Genomic DNA, 22460 nt, shown 5'->3' on the forward strand with positions numbered 1-22460 from the left:
AGCAGCCAGAAAATCGTGCAAACCCCATGGTTTGCGCCACCGCATCGGGTGGTTACAGCTCGTTATCAGCACCGACCCAGTCGGCTGCCAATAACGGAAAAAGGCCGGTGGCAAGAGCCACCAGCCATCAGCCTTTCGCTTAACGCTCGGGCTGGAGACGCAAAGTCGATGCTTACTTCAGCTCGACTTTAGCGCCTGCTTCTTCCAGAGTGGCTTTGGCTTTGTCAGCTGCGTCTTTCGAAACAGCTTCCAGTACCACGCCAGGAGCGCCGTCAACTACAGCCTTGGCTTCTTTCAAGCCCAGACCGGTCAGTTCACGTACTGCCTTGATCACGTTAACTTTCTTCTCGCCAGCTTCCAGCAGCATGACGTTGAATTCAGTTTGTTCTTCAACAACAGCAGCGACAGCAGCTGGACCAGCGGAAGCAGCGGCAGCGGAAACGCCGAACTTCTCTTCCATGGCCTTGATCAGCTCAACGATTTCCAGAACGGATTTTTCGCCGATTGCTTCGATGATTTGGTCGTTAGTCAGAGACATGACTATAAATTCCTGTATTGGGGTGACAGCCTACGCGGCCATCGAAATAAACAATAAACGCTGAAAGGAGTCGCTCAGCCTTAGGCTGCGGCAGCTTCTTTCTGGTCGCGAAGGGCCGCCAGAGTACGAGCCAATTTGCTGGTTGCGCCTTGAATCACGCTCATCAGCTGAGAAATTGCTTCGTCACGGGTCGGCAGACTTGCCAGTACGTCGATCTGATTAGCTGCGAGGAACTTGCCCTCGAACGCAGCTGCCTTGATCTCGAACTTATCCTGACCTTTTGCGAACTCTTTGAAGATACGAGCAGCAGCGCCCGGATGTTCTTTGGAGAATGCAATCAAGGTCGGGCCAGTGAACACGTCGTTGAGCACGTCATATTGAGTGCCAGCAACGGCGCGCTTGAGCAGGGTGTTACGTACAACACGTACGTAAACGCCAGCTTCACGAGCCTCTTTACGGAGTCCGGTCATAGCGCTTACTGTCACGCCGCGGGCATCAGCCACAACAGCAGACAGGGCAACATTGGCAGCCTCGTTGACTTCAGCGACGATGGCCTTCTTGTCTTCGAGTTTAATTGCCACGGGTTTAACTCCTGCTTGTTACCGTTTCATCCAACCGGAGCCGGATGTCGTTTTGGTGTCTGATTCGGTAAGGAACCGGGAGCACCATCTGCGTAGGCTTGAGGTTTAAGACTTGCGTCGCCTACGGTCTTGGATAGCCCCCGCCAGGCAGGGACCCCAATCTTTCAATTGGCGCAATCGCTTGCGCCAACCTGTGTCTTACGCGTCGAGCGAGCCTTGGTCGATGACCAGACCTGGACCCATGGTGGTGCTCAGGGTAACGCGCTTGACGTAAATGCCTTTCGAGGAAGCTGGCTTGATACGCTTCAGATCAGCGATCAGGGCTTCAACGTTTTCCTTCAGCTTGACAGCGTCGAAACCGACCTTGCCAACGGAAGTGTGGATGATGCCGTTTTTGTCGGTGCGATAACGAACCTGACCAGCCTTGGCGTTTTTAACCGCGGTAGCTACGTCTGGAGTTACGGTGCCGACTTTAGGGTTAGGCATCAGGCCACGTGGACCGAGGATCTGACCCAACTGACCAACAACGCGCATTGCATCCGGGGATGCGATAACTACGTCATAGTTCAGGTCGCCGCCTTTCATTTCGGCAGCCAGGTCGTCCATACCTACACGGTCAGCGCCGGCAGCCAGAGCGGCCTCAGCAGCTGGACCCTGGGTGAACACAGCTACGCGAACAGTCTTGCCAGTGCCGTGTGGCAGCACAGTAGCGCTACGAACGACCTGGTCGGATTTACGCGGGTCAACGCCCAGGTTTACAGCAACGTCAAACGACTCGCTGAACTTGACAGTCGACAGCTCGGCCAGCAGAGCGGCAGCGTCTACAAAGTTGTAGGACTTGCCTGCTTCGATTTTGCCGGCGATAGCCTTTTGACGTTTGGTCAACTTAGCCATTACACACCCTCCACGTTAAGGCCCATGCTACGAGCAGAACCGGCGATAGTACGCACGGCCGCGTCCATATCAGCTGCAGTCAGATCCGCGTTTTTGGTTTTCGCGATTTCTTCCAGCTGAGCACGGGTAACGGTGCCAACCTTGACAGTGTTCGGACGAGCCGAACCGCTAGTCAGACCAGCAGCTTTCTTCAGCAGAACCGAAGCAGGTGTGGATTTGGTTTCGAAAGTGAAGCTACGGTCGCTATAGACAGTGATGATCACTGGAGTCGGCAGACCAGCTTCAAGACCCTGAGTACGGGCGTTGAAAGCCTTGCAGAATTCCATGATGTTCACGCCGTGCTGACCCAGAGCAGGACCAACAGGTGGGCTTGGGTTAGCCTGAGCGGCCTTCACTTGCAGCTTGATGTAAGCGGTAATCTTCTTGGCCATGAGGCACTCCAATTACGGGTTCGAACGCCTCGAAAGGCTCCCCGGTTACTTGCGCGTTTATCCCAGTGACGACAAAACCCCACAGCCTAGGGCTGCGGGGTTGGGATGCTTGTTCGGCTAGACCTTTTCGACCTGGCTGAACTCTAGCTCTACCGGAGTAGAGCGACCGAAAATGAGCACCGCCACTTGGATCCGGCTCTTTTCGTAGTTAACTTCTTCGACCGTGCCAGTAAAATCAGCAAACGGCCCGTCGTTGACGCGCACCGATTCGCCTGGCTCGAAGAGAGTCTTCGGCTTCGGCTTGTCGCTACCATCAGCAACGCGACGCAGAATCGCTTCTGCCTCTTTATCTGTGATTGGCGCAGGTTTATCAGCAGTACCGCCGATGAAACCCATCACCCGAGGAGTATCCTTGACCAAGTGCCAAGTACCCTCATTCATGTCCATCTGAACCAGCACGTAACCTGGGAAGAACTTGCGCTCGCTTTTGCGTTTCTGGCCATTACGCATTTCAACCACTTCTTCAGTGGGAACCAGAATTTCGCCGAAGCCATCTTCCATGCCAGCCAGCTTTACGCGCTCTAACAACGAGCGCATGACATGCTTCTCGTAACCGGAGTAAGCATGCACAACGTACCAACGCTTAGCCACGGGACACCCTTAGCCGACAATCAAGGAAACAAGCCAGCCGAGCAGGGAATCAAGCCCCCACAACAGCAACGCCATAACCAGAACAACAGCCACTACAATCAACGTGGTCTGCGTGGTTTCTTGGCGAGTTGGCCATACGACTTTACGAATCTCGGTGCGAGCTTCCTTAACCAGTACAAAGAAAGACTTGCCCTTGACTGTCTGCAGGCCTACAAAGGCAGCTACAGCAGCAATGGCAAGCAAAGCTAGTACGCGGTACAGGATCGGCGAAGCAGAGTAATACTGATTGCCAACAACGCCAACAACCACCAAAGCGACTACTACTAGCCACTTGAGCAGATCGAAGCGAGAGCCTTGAGCTTCAGCTTTAGGAGTCATCTATGAAGATCCTGTGAAAAGAAAGCCAGACACACCAAGTGAATCTGGCAGGTCAGGAGGGAATCGAACCCCCAACCTACGGTTTTGGAGACCGTCGCTCTGCCAATTGAGCTACTGACCTAAAACAAAATCAGGCCGACCATTATGCCGGCCCGAAAAAGACATTACAACAACTTACTCGATGACTTTAGCTACGACACCAGCGCCGACGGTACGACCGCCTTCACGGATAGCGAAACGAAGACCATCTTCCATCGCGATGGTTTTGATCAGGGTAACGGTCATCTGAACGTTATCACCTGGCATCACCATTTCAACGCCTTCTGGCAGTTCGCAGTTACCGGTCACATCCGTAGTACGGAAGTAGAACTGTGGACGGTAGCCTTTGAAGAACGGAGTGTGGCGCCCGCCTTCTTCCTTGCTCAGAACGTAAACCTCTGCAGTGAACTTGGTGTGCGGCTTGACAGTGCCTGGCTTGACCAAAACCTGGCCACGCTCAACATCATCACGCTTGGTACCGCGCAGCAGCACCCCACAGTTCTCGCCAGCACGACCTTCGTCGAGCAGTTTGCGGAACATCTCAACACCCGTACAAGTAGTTTTGACAGTGTCACGAAGACCGACAATCTCAACTTCTTCCTGAATGCGAACAATGCCACGCTCAACACGGCCAGTCACAACAGTACCGCGACCGGAGATCGAGAACACGTCCTCGATCGGCATCAGGAACGGCTTATCAATAGCGCGCTCAGGCTGCGGAATGTAGCTATCCAGAGTCTCAACCAACTTCTTGACGGCAGTTGTGCCCATCTCGTTGTCATCTTGACCGTTCAACGCCATCAGCGCAGAACCGATGATGATTGGAGTGTCATCACCTGGGAAATCATAAGTGCTCAGCAGATCACGCACTTCCATCTCAACCAATTCCAGCAGCTCAGCATCATCAACCATGTCAGCCTTGTTCAGGAAGACAACGATGTACGGAACGCCAACCTGGCGAGAGAGCAAGATGTGCTCACGGGTTTGCGGCATCGGACCATCAGCGGCCGAGCAAACCAGAATCGCGCCATCCATCTGAGCAGCACCGGTAATCATGTTTTTTACGTAGTCGGCGTGACCTGGGCAGTCAACGTGTGCGTAGTGACGCACGGCCGAATCGTATTCAACGTGAGCGGTGTTGATGGTGATGCCACGAGCTTTTTCTTCTGGGGCGCTATCGATCTTGTCGAAGTCGACCTTTGCCGAACCGAAAACTTCGGAGCAGACACGGGTCAAGGCAGCTGTCAAAGTAGTTTTGCCATGGTCTACGTGACCAATGGTGCCCACGTTGACGTGCGGCTTATTACGTTCGAACTTTTCCTTAGCCATCGAAATAACCCCTAGCAGAAGAATTGAGCAAGTAACATCAGCCATTAAAACAAAGGCAGATATTTTCATATCTGCCTTGTTATATGGAGCTCTTGAGCGGACTTGAACCGCTGACCTCACCCTTACCAAGGGTGTGCTCTACCAACTGAGCTACAAGAGCGCAACACTTTGCAGGATCTGCAAACTTGGAGCGGGTAGCGGGAATCGAACCCGCATCATCAGCTTGGAAGGCTGAGGTTCTACCACTAAACTATACCCGCGGAGCTTGCAGCTCTCGCTAAAAATGGTGGAGGGGGAAGGATTCGAACCTTCGAAGTCGTAGACGTCAGATTTACAGTCTGATCCCTTTGGCCGCTCGGGAACCCCTCCTAAGCGAGCCGGCATTCTATATCATGCCAGCCTTCTGTCAAGCATTTTCTCATAAAAAACCTGAGGTTAGCTGCGTTGACACCGCTTCGCGACGTTTACCGTTAAAGGTGTTCACTGCGAAGCGGGCGCCATTCTATGCAAACTATTCGACAGGTGCAACCCCCTCGCACGGCATTATTTTATGTTTTAACTCATTGAATTCTTTGGAAAGGTTTTGCAGCTTCGAGTCGTCCAGTAATCGCCGGCTTTCGGGCGCTACACGAACCCAGTATCCCCCTACCTCAGGAGAATCCTTTGGCAAAGACTGAACCTTGACATCCATGCCATTTAATCGACGTTCAATTGCCTGCTGGGCGTCCTGCCGAGCAAAACCTCCTACATAGAGACAATCATTGTCCGCCTGGGGTGGCTTTCCCTTATCACGAGCAGCGTCAGGCGCCTCGCTCAACAAGCGAATGTCCTGCTGGGAACCCCGATACAGACTTAGAGGCGTTACATCTTTCGCGCGAAGTGGCGCCTCTTGTTGATGCCAGATGTAATAAAACACATTGAGGACGAGCAGCAGCAGAAACAACCAACGCATAAGAACCTCAGGGCAAAGGACACGCCATAGCCAAACCGACAAAAACGAGATCAGGAACCACCCTGGCTTCAGGCACGACTTCAGAAACCAGGTCCGCATCCCCTCCAGTAAGGAATACTGTGAAATGCTCCCCCCAGTAGCTACGCGCCAACTGGAGCTGGGTCAGGACAAACCCCCGAAGCATCAAGGAACACCCCCTCTCAACCGCTTCCACGGTTGTACGGCCAGGAACAAGACTTTCCAGAGCACGCTCAGCTGCAAGATCCCCGTAACGGATTCGACGGGTGTGGGTGCGCAGCTGGTTGCGCATCAAAGGCATACCTGGACAAATGAATCCTCCCAGATGCTCTCCATCACCGGCTATAAAGTCAGCAGTGACCGCGGTACCAAAATCCAATACAAGGCATGCGCCCGAAGCGAGATGAAACCCTCCGAGCATCGCAAGCCAGCGATCGAGACCCAGTTTTTCATAATCCTCGTAGCCGTTACGCACGCCGGATGTTTCACGGGCAGGTGCCGCGCATATCACAGACACCCCAAACGCCTGACTCAGAAGAGAAATCAAAGCGCTGGTTTCTTCGCCGGTTCTAACACTTACCAGGCGACAGTGATTCAGAACCAAATCATTGAGCCGATTCAAACTCTCCAGCAACGCAAGGTCCGAATCGACCACACCTTCTGCGATCACCAGCCGGACGTCCGCACCCAGCACACGCCACTTGATAAAACTGTTTCCGCAGTCGAGCTCAAGAATCATCACGCAACCTCAGGCTGAGCTCACCACCACTAAAGATTTTTTCCACTTCGCCCACCTTCAAGCGCAAGGCACCCTGCCTGTCGATACCCATTACAACCCCATCTATCTGGTTAACACCGGCAATCAACGACACAGCTCGCCCTTGCCATAGATGGTTTTGCTCCCACTCAGCATGGATAGCGGCAAACCCATCGCTCTGATGTCGATTCAGATATGCCTGCAGCACAAGCCCCAGGTCCGCCACCAACTGATTGCGATCAAACACTTGGCCAGACTCTAGCCGCATGGACGTCCACTGCTGATCGACTTCGTCAGCCGACTGCATGTTTACATTGATGCCTACACCTAGCACTACATGACACACATCAGCGGGATCACCTACCAGCTCAAGCAGTATGCCGGCGATTTTTTTTTGCCCCACAAGAAGATCATTAGGCCACTTCAGCCCGACACCAGGAACACCTTGCTTTCGCAAGGAGTGCATTACGGCGAGCCCAACAACCAAGCTCAAGCCCTCCAGCTGTCGCATCCCACCCTCGATGCGCAGCACCAGGCTGTAGTAGATGTTTTCCGCGAACGGGCTCACCCACTTACGACCTCGCCGTCCGCGGCCAGCCGTTTGCCGCTCTGCAAGCACCAAAAAGGGCGCAGCTTGCCCCCGCTCGATTGCGCGCAGGGCTTCAGCGTTAGTGGAGTCGATAGAATCAAAGACCTGGACAGGCCAACCGCAAGCGGGCGACTTGCGGTCTATTTCAACAGGATCGAGCAACGTCAATGGTGCAGCCAATTGATAGCCGCGTCCGCGCACCTTATGGATTGATAAACCCAACTCAGCCTCCAGATGCTGGAGCTGTTTCCATACGGCACTACGGCTGATACCCAGGGCCATGCCCAAGGCCTGGCCTGAATGGAATTTGCCATCCTTGAGAAGCTTTAACAACGTCAGCATGCAAGTATCGCCTCACAATGAGGCCCGAATGATAGCCATGCCCCGAGCCGTTGCATAGAAACCCTATTGGCCGGATTTTTCTTCGGGCAAAACAAAACCCCTACCTGCATACGCAGATAGGGGTTTCGGAATTTAATCTTGACGATGACCTACTCTCACATGGGGAAACCCCACACTACCATCGGCGATGCATCGTTTCACTGCTGAGTTCGGGATGGGATCAGGTGGTTCCAATGCTCTATGGTCGTCAAGAAATTCGGGAGCCGGCTCGTTTGCCCTTACGGGTTTACGCTCCAGCGAATGGGTATGTGATAGATCTCGGTGTTTTGTGAGCAGTTTCGAACTTTCGGTTCGTTTCGTCTTCACACACCGCAATCTGGTGCTCTTTCGCTTTTCAGCTCGAAGCAAGCAAATTGCTTGGGTGTTATATGGTCAAGCCTCACGGGCAATTAGTATTGGTTAGCTCAACGCCTCACAGCGCTTACACACCCAACCTATCAACGTCGTAGTCTTCGACGGCCCTTCAGGGGACTCAAGGTCCCAGTGAGATCTCATCTTGAGGCTAGTTTCCCGCTTAGATGCTTTCAGCGGTTATCTATTCCGAACATAGCTACCCGGCAATGCCACTGGCGTGACAACCGGAACACCAGAGGTTCGTCCACTCCGGTCCTCTCGTACTAGGAGCAGCCCCTCTCAAATCTCAAACGTCCACGGCAGATAGGGACCGAACTGTCTCACGACGTTCTAAACCCAGCTCGCGTACCACTTTAAATGGCGAACAGCCATACCCTTGGGACCGGCTTCAGCCCCAGGATGTGATGAGCCGACATCGAGGTGCCAAACACCGCCGTCGATATGAACTCTTGGGCGGTATCAGCCTGTTATCCCCGGAGTACCTTTTATCCGTTGAGCGATGGCCCTTCCATACAGAACCACCGGATCACTAAGACCTACTTTCGTACCTGCTCGACGTGTCTGTCTCGCAGTCAAGCGCGCTTTTGCCTTTATACTCTACGACCGATTTCCGACCGGTCTGAGCGCACCTTCGTACTCCTCCGTTACTCTTTAGGAGGAGACCGCCCCAGTCAAACTACCCACCATACACTGTCCTCGATCCGGATAACGGACCTGAGTTAGAACCTCAAAGTTGCCAGGGTGGTATTTCAAGGTTGGCTCCACGCGAACTGGCGTCCACGCTTCAAAGCCTCCCACCTATCCTACACAAGCAAATTCAAAGTCCAGTGCAAAGCTATAGTAAAGGTTCACGGGGTCTTTCCGTCTAGCCGCGGATACACTGCATCTTCACAGCGATTTCAATTTCACTGAGTCTCGGGTGGAGACAGCGCCGCCATCGTTACGCCATTCGTGCAGGTCGGAACTTACCCGACAAGGAATTTCGCTACCTTAGGACCGTTATAGTTACGGCCGCCGTTTACCGGGGCTTCGATCAAGAGCTTCGCGTTAGCTAACCCCATCAATTAACCTTCCGGCACCGGGCAGGCGTCACACCCTATACGTCCACTTTCGTGTTTGCAGAGTGCTGTGTTTTTAATAAACAGTCGCAGCGGCCTGGTATCTTCGACCGGCATGGGCTTACGCAGTAAATGCTTCACCCTCACCGGCGCACCTTCTCCCGAAGTTACGGTGCCATTTTGCCTAGTTCCTTCACCCGAGTTCTCTCAAGCGCCTTGGTATTCTCTACCCAACCACCTGTGTCGGTTTGGGGTACGGTTCCTGGTTACCTGAAGCTTAGAAGCTTTTCTTGGAAGCATGGCATCAACCACTTCGTGTTCTAAAAGAACACTCGTCATCAGCTCTCGGCCTTAGAATCCCGGATTTACCTAAGATTCCAGCCTACCACCTTAAACTTGGACAACCAACGCCAAGCTGGCCTAGCCTTCTCCGTCCCTCCATCGCAATAACCAGAAGTACAGGAATATTAACCTGTTTTCCATCGACTACGCTTTTCAGCCTCGCCTTAGGGACCGACTAACCCTGCGTCGATTAACGTTGCGCAGGAAACCTTGGTCTTTCGGCGTGGGTGTTTTTCACACCCATTGTCGTTACTCATGTCAGCATTCGCACTTCTGATACCTCCAGCAAGCTTCTCAACTCACCTTCACAGGCTTACAGAACGCTCCTCTACCGCATCACCTAAGTGATACCCGTAGCTTCGGTGTATGGTTTGAGCCCCGTTACATCTTCCGCGCAGGCCGACTCGACTAGTGAGCTATTACGCTTTCTTTAAAGGGTGGCTGCTTCTAAGCCAACCTCCTAGCTGTCTAAGCCTTCCCACATCGTTTCCCACTTAACCATAACTTTGGGACCTTAGCTGACGGTCTGGGTTGTTTCCCTTTTCACGACGGACGTTAGCACCCGCCGTGTGTCTCCCATGCTCGGCACTTGTAGGTATTCGGAGTTTGCATCGGTTTGGTAAGTCGGGATGACCCCCTAGCCGAAACAGTGCTCTACCCCCTACAGTGATACATGAGGCGCTACCTAAATAGCTTTCGAGGAGAACCAGCTATCTCCGAGCTTGATTAGCCTTTCACTCCGATCCACAGGTCATCCGCTAACTTTTCAACGGTAGTCGGTTCGGTCCTCCAGTTAGTGTTACCCAACCTTCAACCTGCCCATGGATAGATCGCCCGGTTTCGGGTCTATTCCCAGCGACTAGACGCCCTATTAAGACTCGCTTTCGCTACGCCTCCCCTATTCGGTTAAGCTCGCCACTGAAAATAAGTCGCTGACCCATTATACAAAAGGTACGCAGTCACCCAACAAAGTGGGCTCCCACTGCTTGTACGCATACGGTTTCAGGATCTATTTCACTCCCCTCTCCGGGGTTCTTTTCGCCTTTCCCTCACGGTACTAGTTCACTATCGGTCAGTCAGTAGTATTTAGCCTTGGAGGATGGTCCCCCCATATTCAGACAAAGTTTCTCGTGCTCCGTCCTACTCGATTTCATGACTAAGAGATTTTCGCGTACAGGGCTATCACCCACTATGGCCGTACTTTCCAGAACGTTCCGCTAATCTCAAAGCCACTTAAGGGCTAGTCCCCGTTCGCTCGCCACTACTAAGGGAATCTCGGTTGATTTCTTTTCCTCAGGGTACTTAGATGTTTCAGTTCCCCTGGTTCGCTTCTTAAGCCTATGTATTCAGCTTAAGATACCTAACTTATGTTAGGTGGGTTCCCCCATTCAGACATCTCCGGATCAAAGTCTGTTTGCCGACTCCCCGAAGCTTTTCGCAGGCTACCACGTCTTTCATCGCCTCTGACTGCCAAGGCATCCACCGTATGCGCTTCTTCACTTGACCATATAACCCCAAGCAATCTGGTTATACTGTGAAGACGACATTCGCCGAAAATTCGAATTTCTCAACTAAGAGAACTCACAAATTTTACCTTAGCCTGATCCGTTACCAGTGAAAGTAACGTTCAGTCTATCTTTCTATCACATACCCAAATTTTTAAAGAACGATCTAATCAAAGACTAGAAATCAACATTCATCACCGTTTTGGCGGAATGCTCATTTCTAAGCTTTCAACAAACAGAAGCAGTAGTGGTGGAGCCAAACGGGATCGAACCGTTGACCTCCTGCGTGCAAGGCAGGCGCTCTCCCAGCTGAGCTATGGCCCCGTATTTCTACAGGCGTTCCCACACAAGCAAAATTGGTGGGTCTGGGCAGATTCGAACTGCCGACCTCACCCTTATCAGGGGTGCGCTCTAACCAACTGAGCTACAGACCCAATTTCGGGCTGCTTCTTATCGTCTTCTTCAATGAATCAAGCAATTCGTGTGGGAGCTCATGGAGCAGCTGATGTCGTCGATTAAGGAGGTGATCCAGCCGCAGGTTCCCCTACGGCTACCTTGTTACGACTTCACCCCAGTCATGAATCACACCGTGGTAACCGTCCTCCCGAAGGTTAGACTAGCTACTTCTGGTGCAACCCACTCCCATGGTGTGACGGGCGGTGTGTACAAGGCCCGGGAACGTATTCACCGCGACATTCTGATTCGCGATTACTAGCGATTCCGACTTCACGCAGTCGAGTTGCAGACTGCGATCCGGACTACGATCGGTTTTCTGGGATTAGCTCCACCTCGCGGCTTGGCAACCCTCTGTACCGACCATTGTAGCACGTGTGTAGCCCAGGCCGTAAGGGCCATGATGACTTGACGTCATCCCCACCTTCCTCCGGTTTGTCACCGGCAGTCTCCTTAGAGTGCCCACCATGACGTGCTGGTAACTAAGGACAAGGGTTGCGCTCGTTACGGGACTTAACCCAACATCTCACGACACGAGCTGACGACAGCCATGCAGCACCTGTCTCAATGTTCCCGAAGGCACCAATCCATCTCTGGAAAGTTCATTGGATGTCAAGGCCTGGTAAGGTTCTTCGCGTTGCTTCGAATTAAACCACATGCTCCACCGCTTGTGCGGGCCCCCGTCAATTCATTTGAGTTTTAACCTTGCGGCCGTACTCCCCAGGCGGTCAACTTAATGCGTTAGCTGCGCCACTAAGAGCTCAAGGCTCCCAACGGCTAGTTGACATCGTTTACGGCGTGGACTACCAGGGTATCTAATCCTGTTTGCTCCCCACGCTTTCGCACCTCAGTGTCAGTATCAGTCCAGGTGGTCGCCTTCGCCACTGGTGTTCCTTCCTATATCTACGCATTTCACCGCTACACAGGAAATTCCACCACCCTCTACCATACTCTAGCTTGTCAGTTTTGAATGCAGTTCCCAGGTTGAGCCCGGGGATTTCACATCCAACTTAACAAACCACCTACGCGCGCTTTACGCCCAGTAATTCCGATTAACGCTTGCACCCTCTGTATTACCGCGGCTGCTGGCACAGAGTTAGCCGGTGCTTATTCTGTCGGTAACGTCAAAACACTTACGTATTAGGTAAATGCCCTTCCTCCCAACTTAAAGTGCTTTACAATCCGAAGACCTTCTTCACACACGCGGCATGGCTGGATCAGGCTTTCGCCCATTGTCCAATATTCCCCACTGCTGCCTCCCGTAGGAGTCTGGACCGTGTCTCAGTTCCAGTGTGACTGATCATCCTCTCAGACCAGTTACGGATCGTCGCCTTGGTGAGCCATTACCTCACCAACTAGCTAATCCGACCTAGGCTCATCTGATAGCGCAAGGCCCGAAGGTCCCCTGCTTTCTCCCGTAGGACGTATGCGGTATTAGCGTCCGTTTCCGAGCGTTATCCCCCACTACCAGGCAGATTCCTAGGCATTACTCACCCGTCCGCCGCTCGCCACCAGGTACAAGTACCCGTGCTGCCGCTCGACTTGCATGTGTTAGGCCTGCCGCCAGCGTTCAATCTGAGCCATGATCAAACTCTTCAGTTCAAACATCTTTGGGTTTTTAAGAAACCCTAAACTTGGCTCAGCAATCGTTGGTTACATCTTTGATTTCTCGCGGAGTAACTTGTGATGCTGATAATCTTGTTGACTATCAGTCTGACTCCACAAGCACCCACACGAATTGCTTGATTCAGTTGTTAAAGAGCGGTGGGTTGATTCTTTCGTCTCAACCGAGGCGCGCATTCTACAGCAGCGCCAGTTACTGTCAAGCGGTTATTTTAAGAAGTTTTCAAAGTTTCCTTTGTAACTTCAACCACTTGCGCTTTCGATCTCTCGTTAGCGGGAGGCGAATTCTACAGCGTTACTCGCTGCTGTCAACACCTCTTTTTCAACTCCTTTCGTGCCTCGATGAACTGAAGCAACTCACTGCCGAAACCTGCGTAACTCTTTGTTTACCAAGGAGTTTTCCGTTTCGACTGCGCCGGAAGTGGGGCGAATTATAGACTTCCAGAATCTGCCGTCAACCCCTGATTTCAGGTTTATTCGGATTTGAGCGTAATACGCGCAAATGCCTTCTTTCCGGCCTGGCAAACATGGGTCGCACCCAGTACGTATATAAAGGTGCGGTCGACAACCTCACCATCTATACGCACACCACCGGAATTCAGAAGATCACGCGCCACAGCCGAGTTCTTCACCAGGCCAGCCTTATTAAGGACAGCGGCGATCGGCATATCTTCGGCAGCCGTCAACTCGATCTCTGGCAGATCATCCGGCAGCTCGCCTTCCTTCATGCGATTACCCGCCGCACGATGGGCATTGGCCGCAGCCTCTTCACCATGAAAACGCGCAACGACCTCTTCGGCCAGCTTGATCTTGATATCCCGCGGATTGGCACCCGCCTCGACATCAGCCCGGAATGCATCGATCTCATCCATGGAGCGGAAGCTGAGCAGCTCGAAATAACGCCACATCAGCGCATCGGGAATGGAAACCAGCTTGCTGTACATCACACCCGGCGCTTCCTGGATACCGACGTAGTTGCCCAACGATTTGGACATCTTCTTCACGCCATCCAGGCCTTCAAGCAACGGCATGGTCAGAATGCACTGCGGCTCCTGGCCATAACCACGCTGCAACTCACGCCCCATCAGCAGGTTGAACTTCTGATCGGTCCCACCCAACTCGACATCCGCGCGCAAGGCAACCGAGTCATAACCCTGGACCAGCGGATAGAGGAACTCATGAATGGCGATGGGTTGATTGGTCGTGTAGCGCTTATCGAAATCGTCGCGCTCGAGCATGCGAGCCACGGTGTATTGCGAGGTCAGGCGAATGAAGTCAGCCGGCCCCATCTGATCCATCCAGGTGGAGTTGAACGCCACCTCGGTTTTGGCAGGATCCAGAATCTTGAAGACTTGAGTCTTGTAGGTCTCGGCATTCTCGAGAACCTGCTCGCGGGTCAGCGGAGGACGAGTAGCACTCTTGCCACTCGGATCACCGATCATCCCGGTGAAGTCACCTATAAGGAAGATCACCTGGTGGCCCAGCTCTTGGAACTGGCGCAGCTTATTAATAAGCACCGTGTGACCCAAGTGCAAATCCGGCGCAGTCGGATCAAAGCCCGCCTTAATACGCAGCGGTTGGCCACGCTTGAGCTTTTCGATCAGCTCGGACTCGACCAACAGTTCTTCCGCACCACGTTTAATCAGCGCTAGCTGCTCTTCAACCGACTTCATAACAGACCCGCAAGGCTCAGATTCAAAGGGAACCAACCATACAAGATCGCGCACCAAATACAAGTTTTGCCCGGCGCACGCACGCCAATCCACGGACAGAGCATCCGCAGGCTTGCTTCAGAGATGATTTGGTTATATTTTATACAGTTATTTCATCTTCATCATGTCATTCATCTTTTCCAATTCATCTTTTCAAAGTCAAAAATTACCTATGACCACAGAACCGTCTAAAGCGCCCCCGCTTTACCCGAAGACCCACCTGCTTGCCGCAAGTGGAATCGCCGCCCTTCTCAGCCTGGCGCTCCTGGTATTCCCTTCCAGTGATGTTGAAGCCAAAAAGACGACCCTGAGCCTTGAACTGGAAAGTCCTGCTGAACAACTGACACAAGATCAAGACGCTGCCGAAGCCGTCCAAGCCACAAATGAGCCAGCAGCTTCTCCTTTCGCGCAGATCGAAGACAGCGCCGAAGACACCAAGCAAACAGCCCAGGCCGCGCCTGAGCCAGTGGTCGAAGCAAAGAAAGCACCGAATCATAAAGAAGTGATCGTCGGCAAAGGCGACACCCTTTCGACTCTGTTTGAAAAGGTCGGCCTTCCCGCCGCCTCCGTGCATGAAGTCCTGGCCAGCGACAAGCAGGCCAAGCAATTCAGCCAGCTCAAACATGGCCAAAAACTTGAATTCGAACTGACCCCTGAAGGCCAACTGACCAACCTGCACAGCAAGGTCAGCGACCTCGAAACCATCACCCTGACCAAGAATGACAAGGGTTATGTGTTCAACCGCGTTACCGCCAAACCGACCGTGCGCTCCGCCTACGTTCATGGCGTGATCAACAGCTCGCTGTCGCAGTCCGCCGCTCGCGCCGGCCTGTCTCACAGCCTGACCATGGATATGGCCAGCGTGTTTGGCTACGACGTCGACTTCGCCCAGGATATTCGCCAGGGTGACGAATTCGACGTGATCTACGAACAGAAAGTCGTCAACGGCAAGGCTGTCGGCACCGGTCCGATCCTTTCCGCACGCTTCACCAACCGCGGCAAGACCTACACCGCCGTGCGTTACACCAACAAACAAGGCAACAGCAGCTATTACACGGCTGACGGCAACAGCATGCGCAAGGCGTTCATCCGCACCCCGGTAGACTTCGCCCGCATCAGCTCGAAGTTCTCCATGGGCCGCAAGCACCCGATCCTTAACAAGATCCGCGCCCACAAAGGCGTCGATTACGCAGCCCCTCGCGGCACGCCGATCAAGGCCACCGGTGACGGCAAAGTATTGCTGGCCGGGCGTCGTGGCGGTTACGGCAACACCATCATCATCCAGCACGGCAATACCTACCGTACGCTGTATGGCCACATGCAGGGCTTCGCCAAAGGCGTGCAGACCGGCGGCAGCGTCAAGCAAGGCCAGGTGATTGGTTATATCGGCACTACTGGCCTGTCCACCGGCCCGCATTTGCACTATGAGTTCCAGGTTAATGGCGTCCACGTTGACCCACTGGGCCAGAAGCTGCCAATGGCTGATCCGATCGCCAAGGCCGAGCGCTCACGCTTCCTTGCGCAAAGTCAGCCGCTGATGGCGCGGATGGATCAAGAGAAGGCCACCATGCTGGCTTCGAGCAAACGCTAAGCCATGGCGCTCTATATAGGTGTGATGTCCGGGACCAGCCTCGACGGCCTGGACATCGCGCTGATCGAGCAAGCCTCGGCGATCAGGCTGATCGCCACGCACTACATCCCCATGCCGGAATCCCTGCGCGCCGAGCTGCTTGGCTTGTGCGCCAGCGGCCCGGATGAGATTGCCCGCTCCGCCATCGCCCAGCAAAACTGGGTGAAACTGGCCGCACAGGGCATTCACACCCTCCTCGATCAACAACATCTGAAACCCGAAGACATTCGCGCGATTGGCAGCCACGGCCAGACCATTCGCCACGAACCGGCGCGCGGTTTCACGGTGCAAATCGGCAACCCTGCCCTGCTGACCGAGCTGACGGGCATCACCGTGGTCAGCGACTTTCGCAGCCGTGACGTCGCCGCCGGCGGACAGGGCGCACCACTGGTTCCAGCCTTCCACGAAGCCTTGTTTGAAGAACGACCAGGCAATCGCGCGGTACTGAACGTCGGTGGTTTCAGCAACCTCAGCCTGATCGAGCCTGGCAAACCGGTCGCCGGTTTCGACTGTGGCCCGGGGAATGTGTTGCTGGATGCCTGGATTCACCAGCAGCGAGGCGACAATTTTGATCGCGACGGCCAATGGGCAGCCAGCGGCAACGTCGAACCTGCCTTGTTGAGCGAGTTACTCAGCGATCCCTTCTTCGTGACCAAAGGCCCGAAGAGCACCGGCCGCGAAGTGTTCAACCTGCCTTGGCTGATGCAGCATCTGTCGCACTTGCCCACCTTCGCTACTGAAGATGTACAAGCGACCCTGCTCGAACTGACCGCCCTGACCATCGTCGAGTCACTGCAAAGTGCCCAGGCAGATACCCGAGAACTGCTGGTCTGCGGGGGCGGCGCGCATAACGCTACGCTAATGGCCCGTTTGGCCAGTTTGTTACCCAACGCCAAGGTCAGCAGCACCGCAACTTACGGCGTAGACCCGGATTGGGTCGAAGCGATGGCTTTCGCCTGGCTGGCCCATTGCTGCCTGGAAGGCATCGCCGCCAATCGTCCGAGCGTCACCGGCGCCCGCGGCTTGCGCGTACTTGGCGCCATCTACCCCGCCTGACAACCCCGACTGACCTATCCCGATGAATCCCGGACAGCAAAACGCCGCAGGACTGTGAAGCCCTGCGGCGCTTTGTAATTCGGTGACGCGGATCAGATCGAGAACGAGGAACCGCAGCCACAAGTCGTGCTGGCATTCGGATTCTTGATCACGAAACGCGAGCCTTCCAGACCTTCCTGATAATCCACCTCGGCACCTGCCAGGTATTGGAAGCTCATCGGATCGACCACCAGACTCACACCTTCGCGCTCGACGATGGTGTCGTCATCGGCCACTTCTTCATCGAAGGTGAAGCCGTACTGGAAACCTGAACAACCACCGCCCGTAACGAATACGCGCAGCTTCAAGCGATCATTCCCCTCTTCATCGACCAGGCTCTTCACCTTGTGCGCGGCACCGTGGGTGAATTGCAAAGCCGTGGGGGTGAAGGATTCGACGCTCATGCTAACTATCTCCCGGCGTTACGCCGCCATAATGCGTGATGTCGGGCATTATCCGCTTCTCCTAGAAAATTGGTCAACTATTGTTACGGTATATCAATCGATCCAATTGTCAGACCAGAATGCAAAAAGGCCCTTTAGAAGGGCCTTTTTGCCGAACGGGATAAAGCCTTACGGCAGCATGCCCGCGTGGGACAGGCCCAAGCGCTCATCCAGACCGAACAGGATGTTCATGTTCTGCACCGCTTGGCCCGACGCACCTTTGACCAGGTTATCGATCACCGACAACACCACCACCAGGTCACCATCCTGTGGACGATGCACGGCGATACGGCAAACGTTGGCACCGCGCACGCTGCGGGTTTCTGGATGGCTGCCAGCCGGCATCACATCGACGAACGGTTCGTTGGCATAACGCTTTTCAAACAGCGCCTGCAGATCCACCGAGCGATCGACGACAGTCGCGTACAACGTCGAGTGGATGCCGCGAATCATCGGGGTCAGGTGCGGAACGAAGGTCAGGCCGACGTCCTTGCCCGAGGCGCGACGCAGGCCCTGGCGAATTTCCGGCAGGTGACGGTGCCCTTTGACGGCGTAAGCCTTCATGCTTTCCGACGTCTCGGAGTACAGCGAACCTACCGCAGCACCACGACCGGCACCGCTGACACCGGATTTGCAGTCAGCGATCAGACGGGAAGTGTCCGCCAGGCCCGCTTCGAGCAATGGCAGGAAACCCAATTGCGTGGCGGTTGGATAGCAACCCGGCACGGCGATCAGGCGCGCTTGCTTGATTTGCTCGCGATTGACTTCCGGCAAACCGTAGACTGCCTCTTCCAGTAACTCCGGCGCACCGTGCGGCTGGCCGTACCACTTGGCCCACTCATCGGCATCTTGCAGACGGAAGTCTGCCGACAGGTCGATGACCTTGGTCCCGGCGGCCAGCAGTTCACCGGCCAGGGCGTGAGCAACACCGTGAGGCGTGGCGAAGAACACCACGTCGCAGGCGCCCAGGGTCTTGATGTCCGGAACGCTGAACGCCAGGCCGTCGTAGTGGCCTCGCAGGTTCGGGTACATGTCAGCCACGGCCAGACCGGCCTCGGATCGGGAAGTGATCACTACCACTTCAGCTTGCGGATGCTGTGCCAACAGACGCAGCAGTTCGACACCGGTGTAACCCGTGCCGCCGACGATACCGACCTTGACCATAAACCTGCCCTCAACGAACCCACTGGAAAGCCGTCGATAATAGGGGCCGCGCGCGCCTGCGACAACCGTCAAGGTGACGTGCGGAGCTTCTAGCCTCTACTATTCCCGCTACCGTGAACCTGGGAATAACTAAAAATGCTTTATCTGTGGCTCAAAGCGCTTCATATCGTCAGCATGGTCTGCTGGTTTGCCGGCCTGTTTTATCTGCCGCGCCTGTTCGTTTATCACGCGCAAAGCGAAGACACCGTCAGCAAGGAACGCTTCAGCATCATGGAGCGCAAGTTGTACCGGGGCATCATGGGCCCGGCGATGATCGCCACCCTGTTCTTCGGTATCGCACTGATCTACCTCAACCCCAGCATCTTCAGCCAGGGCGCGTGGATTCACGCCAAGTTGACCCTCGTCGTGATCCTCATCGGCTACCACCACATGTGCGGCGCCCAGGTAAAACGTTTTGCCCGTGGCGAAAACACCCGCAGCCATGTCTTTTATCGCTGGTTCAATGAAGTGCCGGTTCTGATATTGCTGGCAATCGTAATTCTGGTCGTGGTTCGACCGTTCTAAACTCAATAAGCCGCAACTAACCGGGGTACTTCCAATGTCGCTGCCCGCTCTGCTCGAACAACGCTTGCGTCTGCCGGTAGTAGCCGCGCCGATGTTCCTGATTTCCAATCCTCAATTGGTGCTGGCCTGCTGCCGAAATGGCGTAGTCGGCAGCTTTCCTGCCTTGAACCAACGCGAAAGCAGCGGCTTCAAGGCGTGGCTGGAAGAGATCGAAGCAGGCCTCGCGACGCTGGAGAACCCGGCGCCTTACGCGGTGAACCTGATCGTTCACAACACCAATCCACGACTGCAGGCCGACCTTGCGATCTGTATCGAGCACAAAGTGCCGATCGTGATCACCAGCCTCGGCGCGGTAAAAGAAGTGGTCGATGCGGTGCACAGCTATGGCGGTCTGGTGTTTCACGACGTGACGACGCGTCGTCATGCCGAGAAAGCCGCCGAAGCGGGCGTGGACGGTTTGATCGCCGTGGCCGCCGGTGCCGGTGGACATGCCGGAACCTGGAGCCCGTTCTCGTTGATCGCCGAGATCCGCCAGTTCTTCGACAAGACCCTGTTGCTGGCCGGCTGCCTGAACCACGGCCACGAGATTCTCGCCGCGCAATTGCTCGGCGCGGATTTGGCCTACTTCGGTACGCGATTTATCGGCACGACTGAAAGTCATGCGCCTGACGCCTACAAGGAGATGCTCCTGACTTCCAGAGCAGCAGACATCGTGCATACTCCAGCGGTGTCGGGCGTACCGGCGAGTTTCATGCGCCAGAGCCTGGAAGCGGCCGGTTTCGACATGGCGGCACTCCAGGGTAAAGGCGAAGTGAACTTCGGCTCCAAACTCAAGCCTATAAGCGATGAAGCCAAGGCCTGGAAAACCGTGTGGTCTGCCGGGCAAGGCGTTGGCGAAATCGATGACTTGCCCAGTGTCGATCAGCTGGTCGCCCGGCTGGATGCGGAGTACCGCAAGGCGCTGGAACTGGCGGCACAGTTACCTAAACGCTGGCCGCGCTGACTGTAAAGCTTGGCCAGCCACTTCCGGCTGGCCTTACACTGCTCGACCGCAACAACCCCTTTCCAAACCTGCGCGACAAGGATGCCTCGGACATGAGCGAAAACCGTTTCAAGATCGTCTTCGACGGCGCTCTGCTGCCAGGCGTCGACGTCACCACCGCCAAACTCAACCTCGCTGAACTGTTTAAAAGCGACGTCGCCGCCATTGAACGGCTATTCAGTGGCCGCACTGTTGCGCTCAAACGCGACCTGTCACAGCTCGACGCACAATCCTATCTCCAGGCGCTGACGAAAACCGGCATCGATGCCCGAATCGAAGCCGAGCCGTCGATCGAGCTGAACCTGTCCGACGTTCACGAACATGTCCCCACCAGTTACCAGACAGTATCGGCAGACCCTGAGTCGCCGTATGCCCCGCCACGGGCAACCGTCGGTGAAGCCTTGCCAGCGTTCGCCACTCTCAAGCCGTTCAGCTTCGAAGGTCGTATCGGGCGCTTGCGATTCCTGGCCTGGACCATGGCCCTGACCCTGGTGACGTTGGCCGTGGGTTCGGTGCTGGCACTATTCGGCCTCGCGCTCATCGGCGCGGACTCGACCGCCGGCCTGATTCTCGGCGGTCTGGTGGCCTTTATTCTTTTTGTGGCACTGGGGTTTGTCAGTATTCAGTTCAGCGTCCAGCGTCTGCATGACTGCGGTTGGTCCGGATGGCTATGGCTCCTGAACCTTGTGCCGTTCGTGGGTAGCTTCTTTCCGTTCGTGATCATGGTGGTTCCGGGTAACCCCACCGCCAATCAGTACGGCGCACCGCCCCCGCCGAACAGTACGGCGGTCAAAGTGCTGGCCTGGCTCTGGGTGGTATTTATTGCACTCATCTTCATCGGCGCACTGGCCGGCGGCATCACCGCTATCCAGCAAGAGTATGAAAGCGCGGCCGAAACCAGCTATGACAGCGGCTCGGTGACCACCGACGAAGTGGAAGTCGAACCGGCGGACGAGGCTGAACAAGCACCAAATGCAGCCGACGATGCAGCGGATGCAGCCGAAGAAGCCCAGCCCCCTGTAGACTCTGCGAAAGAATGAACAGCGCTCCCCGCCCGTGACACCTGCGTCGCTGGCGCGGAGCTGTTGCGATGGAGAACTGCATGACCCGTTACGCTCTGATCACTGGCGCTTCCAGCGGCATCGGCCTGGCGATGGCCGAAGCGCTGGCCCGGCGCGGCCACAGCTTGATTCTGGTGGCCCGACAACGTGATCAGCTGGAAAGTATTGCGATTGAACTGACTCAACGTTTTGGCGTTGAGGTGTTATTCCGCGCCTGCGACCTGGGCGAGCCGCTAAGGCTGTCCGGGTTTCTGCTGGAACTGGAGGAAGGCGACCGGCAGATCGACTTGCTGGTCAACTGCGCCGGCATCGGTACGTGCGGCCCGTTCCTGGCCCAGGACTGGATGACCGAGCAAGACCTGATCGAGGTAAACATCCTGGCCCTCACCCGCCTGTGCCACGCCATCGGTAACAGCATGGCCTTGCAGGGCGGCGGTCAGATTTTGAACGTGGCCTCGGTGGCGGCATTTCACCCCGGCCCGTGGATGAGCACTTACTACGCGAGCAAGGCTTATGTGCTGCATTTTTCCGAAGGCCTGCGCGTCGAGCTGAAGAAATGTGCGGTAAAGGTATCGGTGCTCTGCCCCGGCCCGACGCGCACGGGGTTTTTCCATACGGCGCAACTGGACACGGCAAAGGTCACCGACAGCAGGCTGCTGATGAGCCCGGAAGAAGTCGCGTTGTACACCGTGCGGGCCCTGGCGAAAAACCGCGCGATCATTATTCCCGGAAGGTTGAATCGATGGTTCGCCTTCCTGCCGCGACTTGGCTCGCGGTGGCTGACCCGGACAATCGCCGGTATGGTCAACAAGGCCTACTGCCCGCGCTAACAGACCTTAAAGGTAAATGGCTGGG

19 protein-coding genes, 6 tRNA genes and 3 rRNA genes are annotated in these 22460 nt (G+C 55.1%); 6 read left to right on the forward strand and 22 right to left on the reverse strand.

Annotated features, from left to right (window positions below):
* Window positions 1–172: 172 nt before the first annotated feature.
* From rplL to tyrS, 20 genes are all read right to left on the reverse strand, one after another.
* The gene (gene rplL, locus LOY68_RS28740) at window positions 173–538 is read right to left on the reverse strand and encodes a 50S ribosomal protein L7/L12 (protein WP_008145490.1); all 366 of its coding nucleotides are present in this window, start codon (window positions 536–538) and stop codon (window positions 173–175) included.
* Between the two features lie 80 nt (window positions 539–618).
* Window positions 619–1119 carry a 50S ribosomal protein L10 gene (gene rplJ, locus LOY68_RS28745; protein WP_028621539.1) on the reverse strand — a complete coding sequence of 167 codons (501 nt, stop codon included), beginning with the start codon at window positions 1117–1119 and terminating at the stop codon, window positions 619–621.
* Window positions 1120–1317: 198 nt separating this feature from the next.
* Window positions 1318–2013: a 50S ribosomal protein L1 gene (gene rplA, locus LOY68_RS28750; protein ID WP_007896626.1), complete on the reverse strand. Its 696-nt coding sequence runs from the start codon at window positions 2011–2013 to the stop codon at window positions 1318–1320.
* Window positions 2013–2444 (reverse strand): 50S ribosomal protein L11, encoded by a 432-nt coding sequence (rplK, locus tag LOY68_RS28755; RefSeq protein ID WP_003228756.1) that lies wholly within the window; start codon window positions 2442–2444, stop codon window positions 2013–2015. Before rplK ends, rplA begins: the two co-directional genes overlap by 1 nt.
* Before the next feature lie 117 nt (window positions 2445–2561).
* On the reverse strand, window positions 2562–3095 hold the full coding sequence (gene nusG / locus LOY68_RS28760; RefSeq protein ID WP_054052239.1) for a transcription termination/antitermination protein NusG: 534 nt from the start codon (window positions 3093–3095) through the stop codon (window positions 2562–2564).
* Window positions 3096–3104: 9 nt separating this feature from the next.
* Window positions 3105–3473 (reverse strand): preprotein translocase subunit SecE, encoded by a 369-nt coding sequence (secE, locus tag LOY68_RS28765; RefSeq protein ID WP_008145488.1) that lies wholly within the window; start codon window positions 3471–3473, stop codon window positions 3105–3107.
* Window positions 3474–3518: 45 nt separating this feature from the next.
* Window positions 3519–3594 (reverse strand) — tRNA-Trp (locus LOY68_RS28770).
* A 53-nt stretch (window positions 3595–3647) separates the two neighbouring features.
* A complete protein-coding gene (tuf, locus tag LOY68_RS28775) occupies window positions 3648–4841 on the reverse strand; it encodes an elongation factor Tu (protein ID WP_007896619.1) in 1194 nt (397 codons plus the stop codon).
* 84 nt (window positions 4842–4925) lie between these two features.
* Window positions 4926–5001: transfer RNA gene (locus LOY68_RS28780), tRNA-Thr, on the reverse strand.
* A gap of 26 nt (window positions 5002–5027) precedes the next feature.
* A tRNA-Gly gene (locus tag LOY68_RS28785) sits at window positions 5028–5101 on the reverse strand.
* A 24-nt stretch (window positions 5102–5125) separates the two neighbouring features.
* Window positions 5126–5210: transfer RNA gene (locus LOY68_RS28790), tRNA-Tyr, on the reverse strand.
* A 142-nt stretch (window positions 5211–5352) separates the two neighbouring features.
* Window positions 5353–5793 (reverse strand): hypothetical protein, encoded by a 441-nt coding sequence (locus tag LOY68_RS28795; protein WP_265041247.1) that lies wholly within the window; start codon window positions 5791–5793, stop codon window positions 5353–5355.
* A 7-nt stretch (window positions 5794–5800) separates the two neighbouring features.
* Complete coding sequence (locus LOY68_RS28800) at window positions 5801–6550, reverse strand: pantothenate kinase (protein WP_265041248.1); 750 nt, start codon at window positions 6548–6550, stop codon at window positions 5801–5803.
* A complete protein-coding gene (gene birA / locus LOY68_RS28805; protein ID WP_265041249.1) occupies window positions 6540–7499 on the reverse strand; it encodes a bifunctional biotin--[acetyl-CoA-carboxylase] ligase/biotin operon repressor BirA in 960 nt (319 codons plus the stop codon). Before birA ends, LOY68_RS28800 begins: the two co-directional genes overlap by 11 nt.
* Before the next feature lie 136 nt (window positions 7500–7635).
* Window positions 7636–7751: ribosomal RNA gene (gene rrf / locus LOY68_RS28810) — 5S ribosomal RNA — on the reverse strand.
* Window positions 7752–7927: 176 nt separating this feature from the next.
* A 23S ribosomal RNA gene (locus tag LOY68_RS28815) occupies window positions 7928–10819 on the reverse strand.
* 247 nt (window positions 10820–11066) lie between these two features.
* A tRNA-Ala gene (locus LOY68_RS28820) sits at window positions 11067–11142 on the reverse strand.
* Between the two features lie 33 nt (window positions 11143–11175).
* Window positions 11176–11252: transfer RNA gene (locus LOY68_RS28825), tRNA-Ile, on the reverse strand.
* 82 nt (window positions 11253–11334) lie between these two features.
* Window positions 11335–12873 (reverse strand): 16S ribosomal RNA (locus LOY68_RS28830).
* Together the 16S, 23S and 5S rRNA genes with 2 tRNA genes alongside form the textbook arrangement of a ribosomal RNA operon.
* 494 nt (window positions 12874–13367) lie before the next feature.
* A complete protein-coding gene (gene tyrS / locus LOY68_RS28835) occupies window positions 13368–14567 on the reverse strand; it encodes a tyrosine--tRNA ligase (RefSeq protein WP_265041250.1) in 1200 nt (399 codons plus the stop codon).
* Window positions 14568–14778: 211 nt separating this feature from the next.
* Here tyrS and LOY68_RS28840 point away from each other — a divergent pair, with 211 nt between their 5' ends.
* Both LOY68_RS28840 and LOY68_RS28845 read left to right on the forward strand, forming a co-directional pair.
* Window positions 14779–16197, forward strand: coding sequence for a peptidoglycan DD-metalloendopeptidase family protein (locus LOY68_RS28840; RefSeq protein ID WP_265041251.1), 1419 nt, complete (start codon window positions 14779–14781; stop codon window positions 16195–16197).
* Window positions 16198–16200: 3 nt separating this feature from the next.
* Window positions 16201–17292 (forward strand): anhydro-N-acetylmuramic acid kinase, encoded by a 1092-nt coding sequence (locus tag LOY68_RS28845; protein ID WP_265041252.1) that lies wholly within the window; start codon window positions 16201–16203, stop codon window positions 17290–17292.
* A 92-nt stretch (window positions 17293–17384) separates the two neighbouring features.
* Here the strand turns inward: LOY68_RS28845 and erpA are convergent, their stop codons facing one another.
* The gene (gene erpA / locus LOY68_RS28850; protein ID WP_007947969.1) at window positions 17385–17735 is read right to left on the reverse strand and encodes an iron-sulfur cluster insertion protein ErpA; all 351 of its coding nucleotides are present in this window, start codon (window positions 17733–17735) and stop codon (window positions 17385–17387) included.
* 168 nt (window positions 17736–17903) lie between these two features.
* Window positions 17904–18938, reverse strand: coding sequence for an N-acetyl-gamma-glutamyl-phosphate reductase (gene argC / locus LOY68_RS28855; protein ID WP_054616809.1), 1035 nt, complete (start codon window positions 18936–18938; stop codon window positions 17904–17906).
* A 135-nt stretch (window positions 18939–19073) separates the two neighbouring features.
* Here argC and hemJ point away from each other — a divergent pair, with 135 nt between their 5' ends.
* From hemJ to LOY68_RS28875, 4 genes are all read left to right on the forward strand, one after another.
* Entirely contained in the window at window positions 19074–19502 is a 429-nt protein-coding gene (gene hemJ / locus LOY68_RS28860) for a protoporphyrinogen oxidase HemJ (RefSeq protein WP_265041253.1), read from the forward strand.
* A gap of 34 nt (window positions 19503–19536) precedes the next feature.
* The gene (locus LOY68_RS28865; protein WP_265041254.1) at window positions 19537–20505 is read left to right on the forward strand and encodes an NAD(P)H-dependent flavin oxidoreductase; all 969 of its coding nucleotides are present in this window, start codon (window positions 19537–19539) and stop codon (window positions 20503–20505) included.
* Window positions 20506–20597: 92 nt separating this feature from the next.
* Window positions 20598–21584 (forward strand): DUF805 domain-containing protein, encoded by a 987-nt coding sequence (locus LOY68_RS28870; protein ID WP_054044113.1) that lies wholly within the window; start codon window positions 20598–20600, stop codon window positions 21582–21584.
* A gap of 62 nt (window positions 21585–21646) precedes the next feature.
* Entirely contained in the window at window positions 21647–22435 is a 789-nt protein-coding gene (locus LOY68_RS28875; protein WP_054044114.1) for an SDR family NAD(P)-dependent oxidoreductase, read from the forward strand.
* Window positions 22436–22460: the final 25 nt, after the last annotated feature.

This window comes from Pseudomonas sp. B21-053, assembly GCF_026016365.1.
GTDB lineage: Bacteria > Pseudomonadota > Gammaproteobacteria > Pseudomonadales > Pseudomonadaceae > Aquipseudomonas > Aquipseudomonas nunensis.

Coding starts and splice junctions, on each gene's coding strand:
- LOY68_RS28840 (WP_265041251.1), top strand. CDS start 14,779: ATGACCACAGAACCGTCTAAAGCGCCCCCGCTTTACCCGAAGACCCAC.
- LOY68_RS28800 (WP_265041248.1), bottom strand. CDS start 6,550: ATGATTCTTGAGCTCGACTGCGGAAACAGTTTTATCAAGTGGCGTGTG.
- LOY68_RS28875 (WP_054044114.1), top strand. CDS start 21,647: ATGACCCGTTACGCTCTGATCACTGGCGCTTCCAGCGGCATCGGCCTG.
- LOY68_RS28865 (WP_265041254.1), top strand. CDS start 19,537: ATGTCGCTGCCCGCTCTGCTCGAACAACGCTTGCGTCTGCCGGTAGTA.
- tyrS (WP_265041250.1), bottom strand. CDS start 14,567: ATGAAGTCGGTTGAAGAGCAGCTAGCGCTGATTAAACGTGGTGCGGAA.
- secE (WP_008145488.1), bottom strand. CDS start 3,473: ATGACTCCTAAAGCTGAAGCTCAAGGCTCTCGCTTCGATCTGCTCAAG.
- LOY68_RS28795 (WP_265041247.1), bottom strand. CDS start 5,793: ATGCGTTGGTTGTTTCTGCTGCTGCTCGTCCTCAATGTGTTTTATTAC.
- LOY68_RS28870 (WP_054044113.1), top strand. CDS start 20,598: ATGAGCGAAAACCGTTTCAAGATCGTCTTCGACGGCGCTCTGCTGCCA.
- LOY68_RS28845 (WP_265041252.1), top strand. CDS start 16,201: ATGGCGCTCTATATAGGTGTGATGTCCGGGACCAGCCTCGACGGCCTG.
- rplL (WP_008145490.1), bottom strand. CDS start 538: ATGTCTCTGACTAACGACCAAATCATCGAAGCAATCGGCGAAAAATCC.
- birA (WP_265041249.1), bottom strand. CDS start 7,499: ATGCTGACGTTGTTAAAGCTTCTCAAGGATGGCAAATTCCATTCAGGC.
- tuf (WP_007896619.1), bottom strand. CDS start 4,841: ATGGCTAAGGAAAAGTTCGAACGTAATAAGCCGCACGTCAACGTGGGC.
- rplK (WP_003228756.1), bottom strand. CDS start 2,444: ATGGCCAAGAAGATTACCGCTTACATCAAGCTGCAAGTGAAGGCCGCT.
- rplA (WP_007896626.1), bottom strand. CDS start 2,013: ATGGCTAAGTTGACCAAACGTCAAAAGGCTATCGCCGGCAAAATCGAA.
- hemJ (WP_265041253.1), top strand. CDS start 19,074: ATGCTTTATCTGTGGCTCAAAGCGCTTCATATCGTCAGCATGGTCTGC.
- erpA (WP_007947969.1), bottom strand. CDS start 17,735: ATGAGCGTCGAATCCTTCACCCCCACGGCTTTGCAATTCACCCACGGT.
- argC (WP_054616809.1), bottom strand. CDS start 18,938: ATGGTCAAGGTCGGTATCGTCGGCGGCACGGGTTACACCGGTGTCGAA.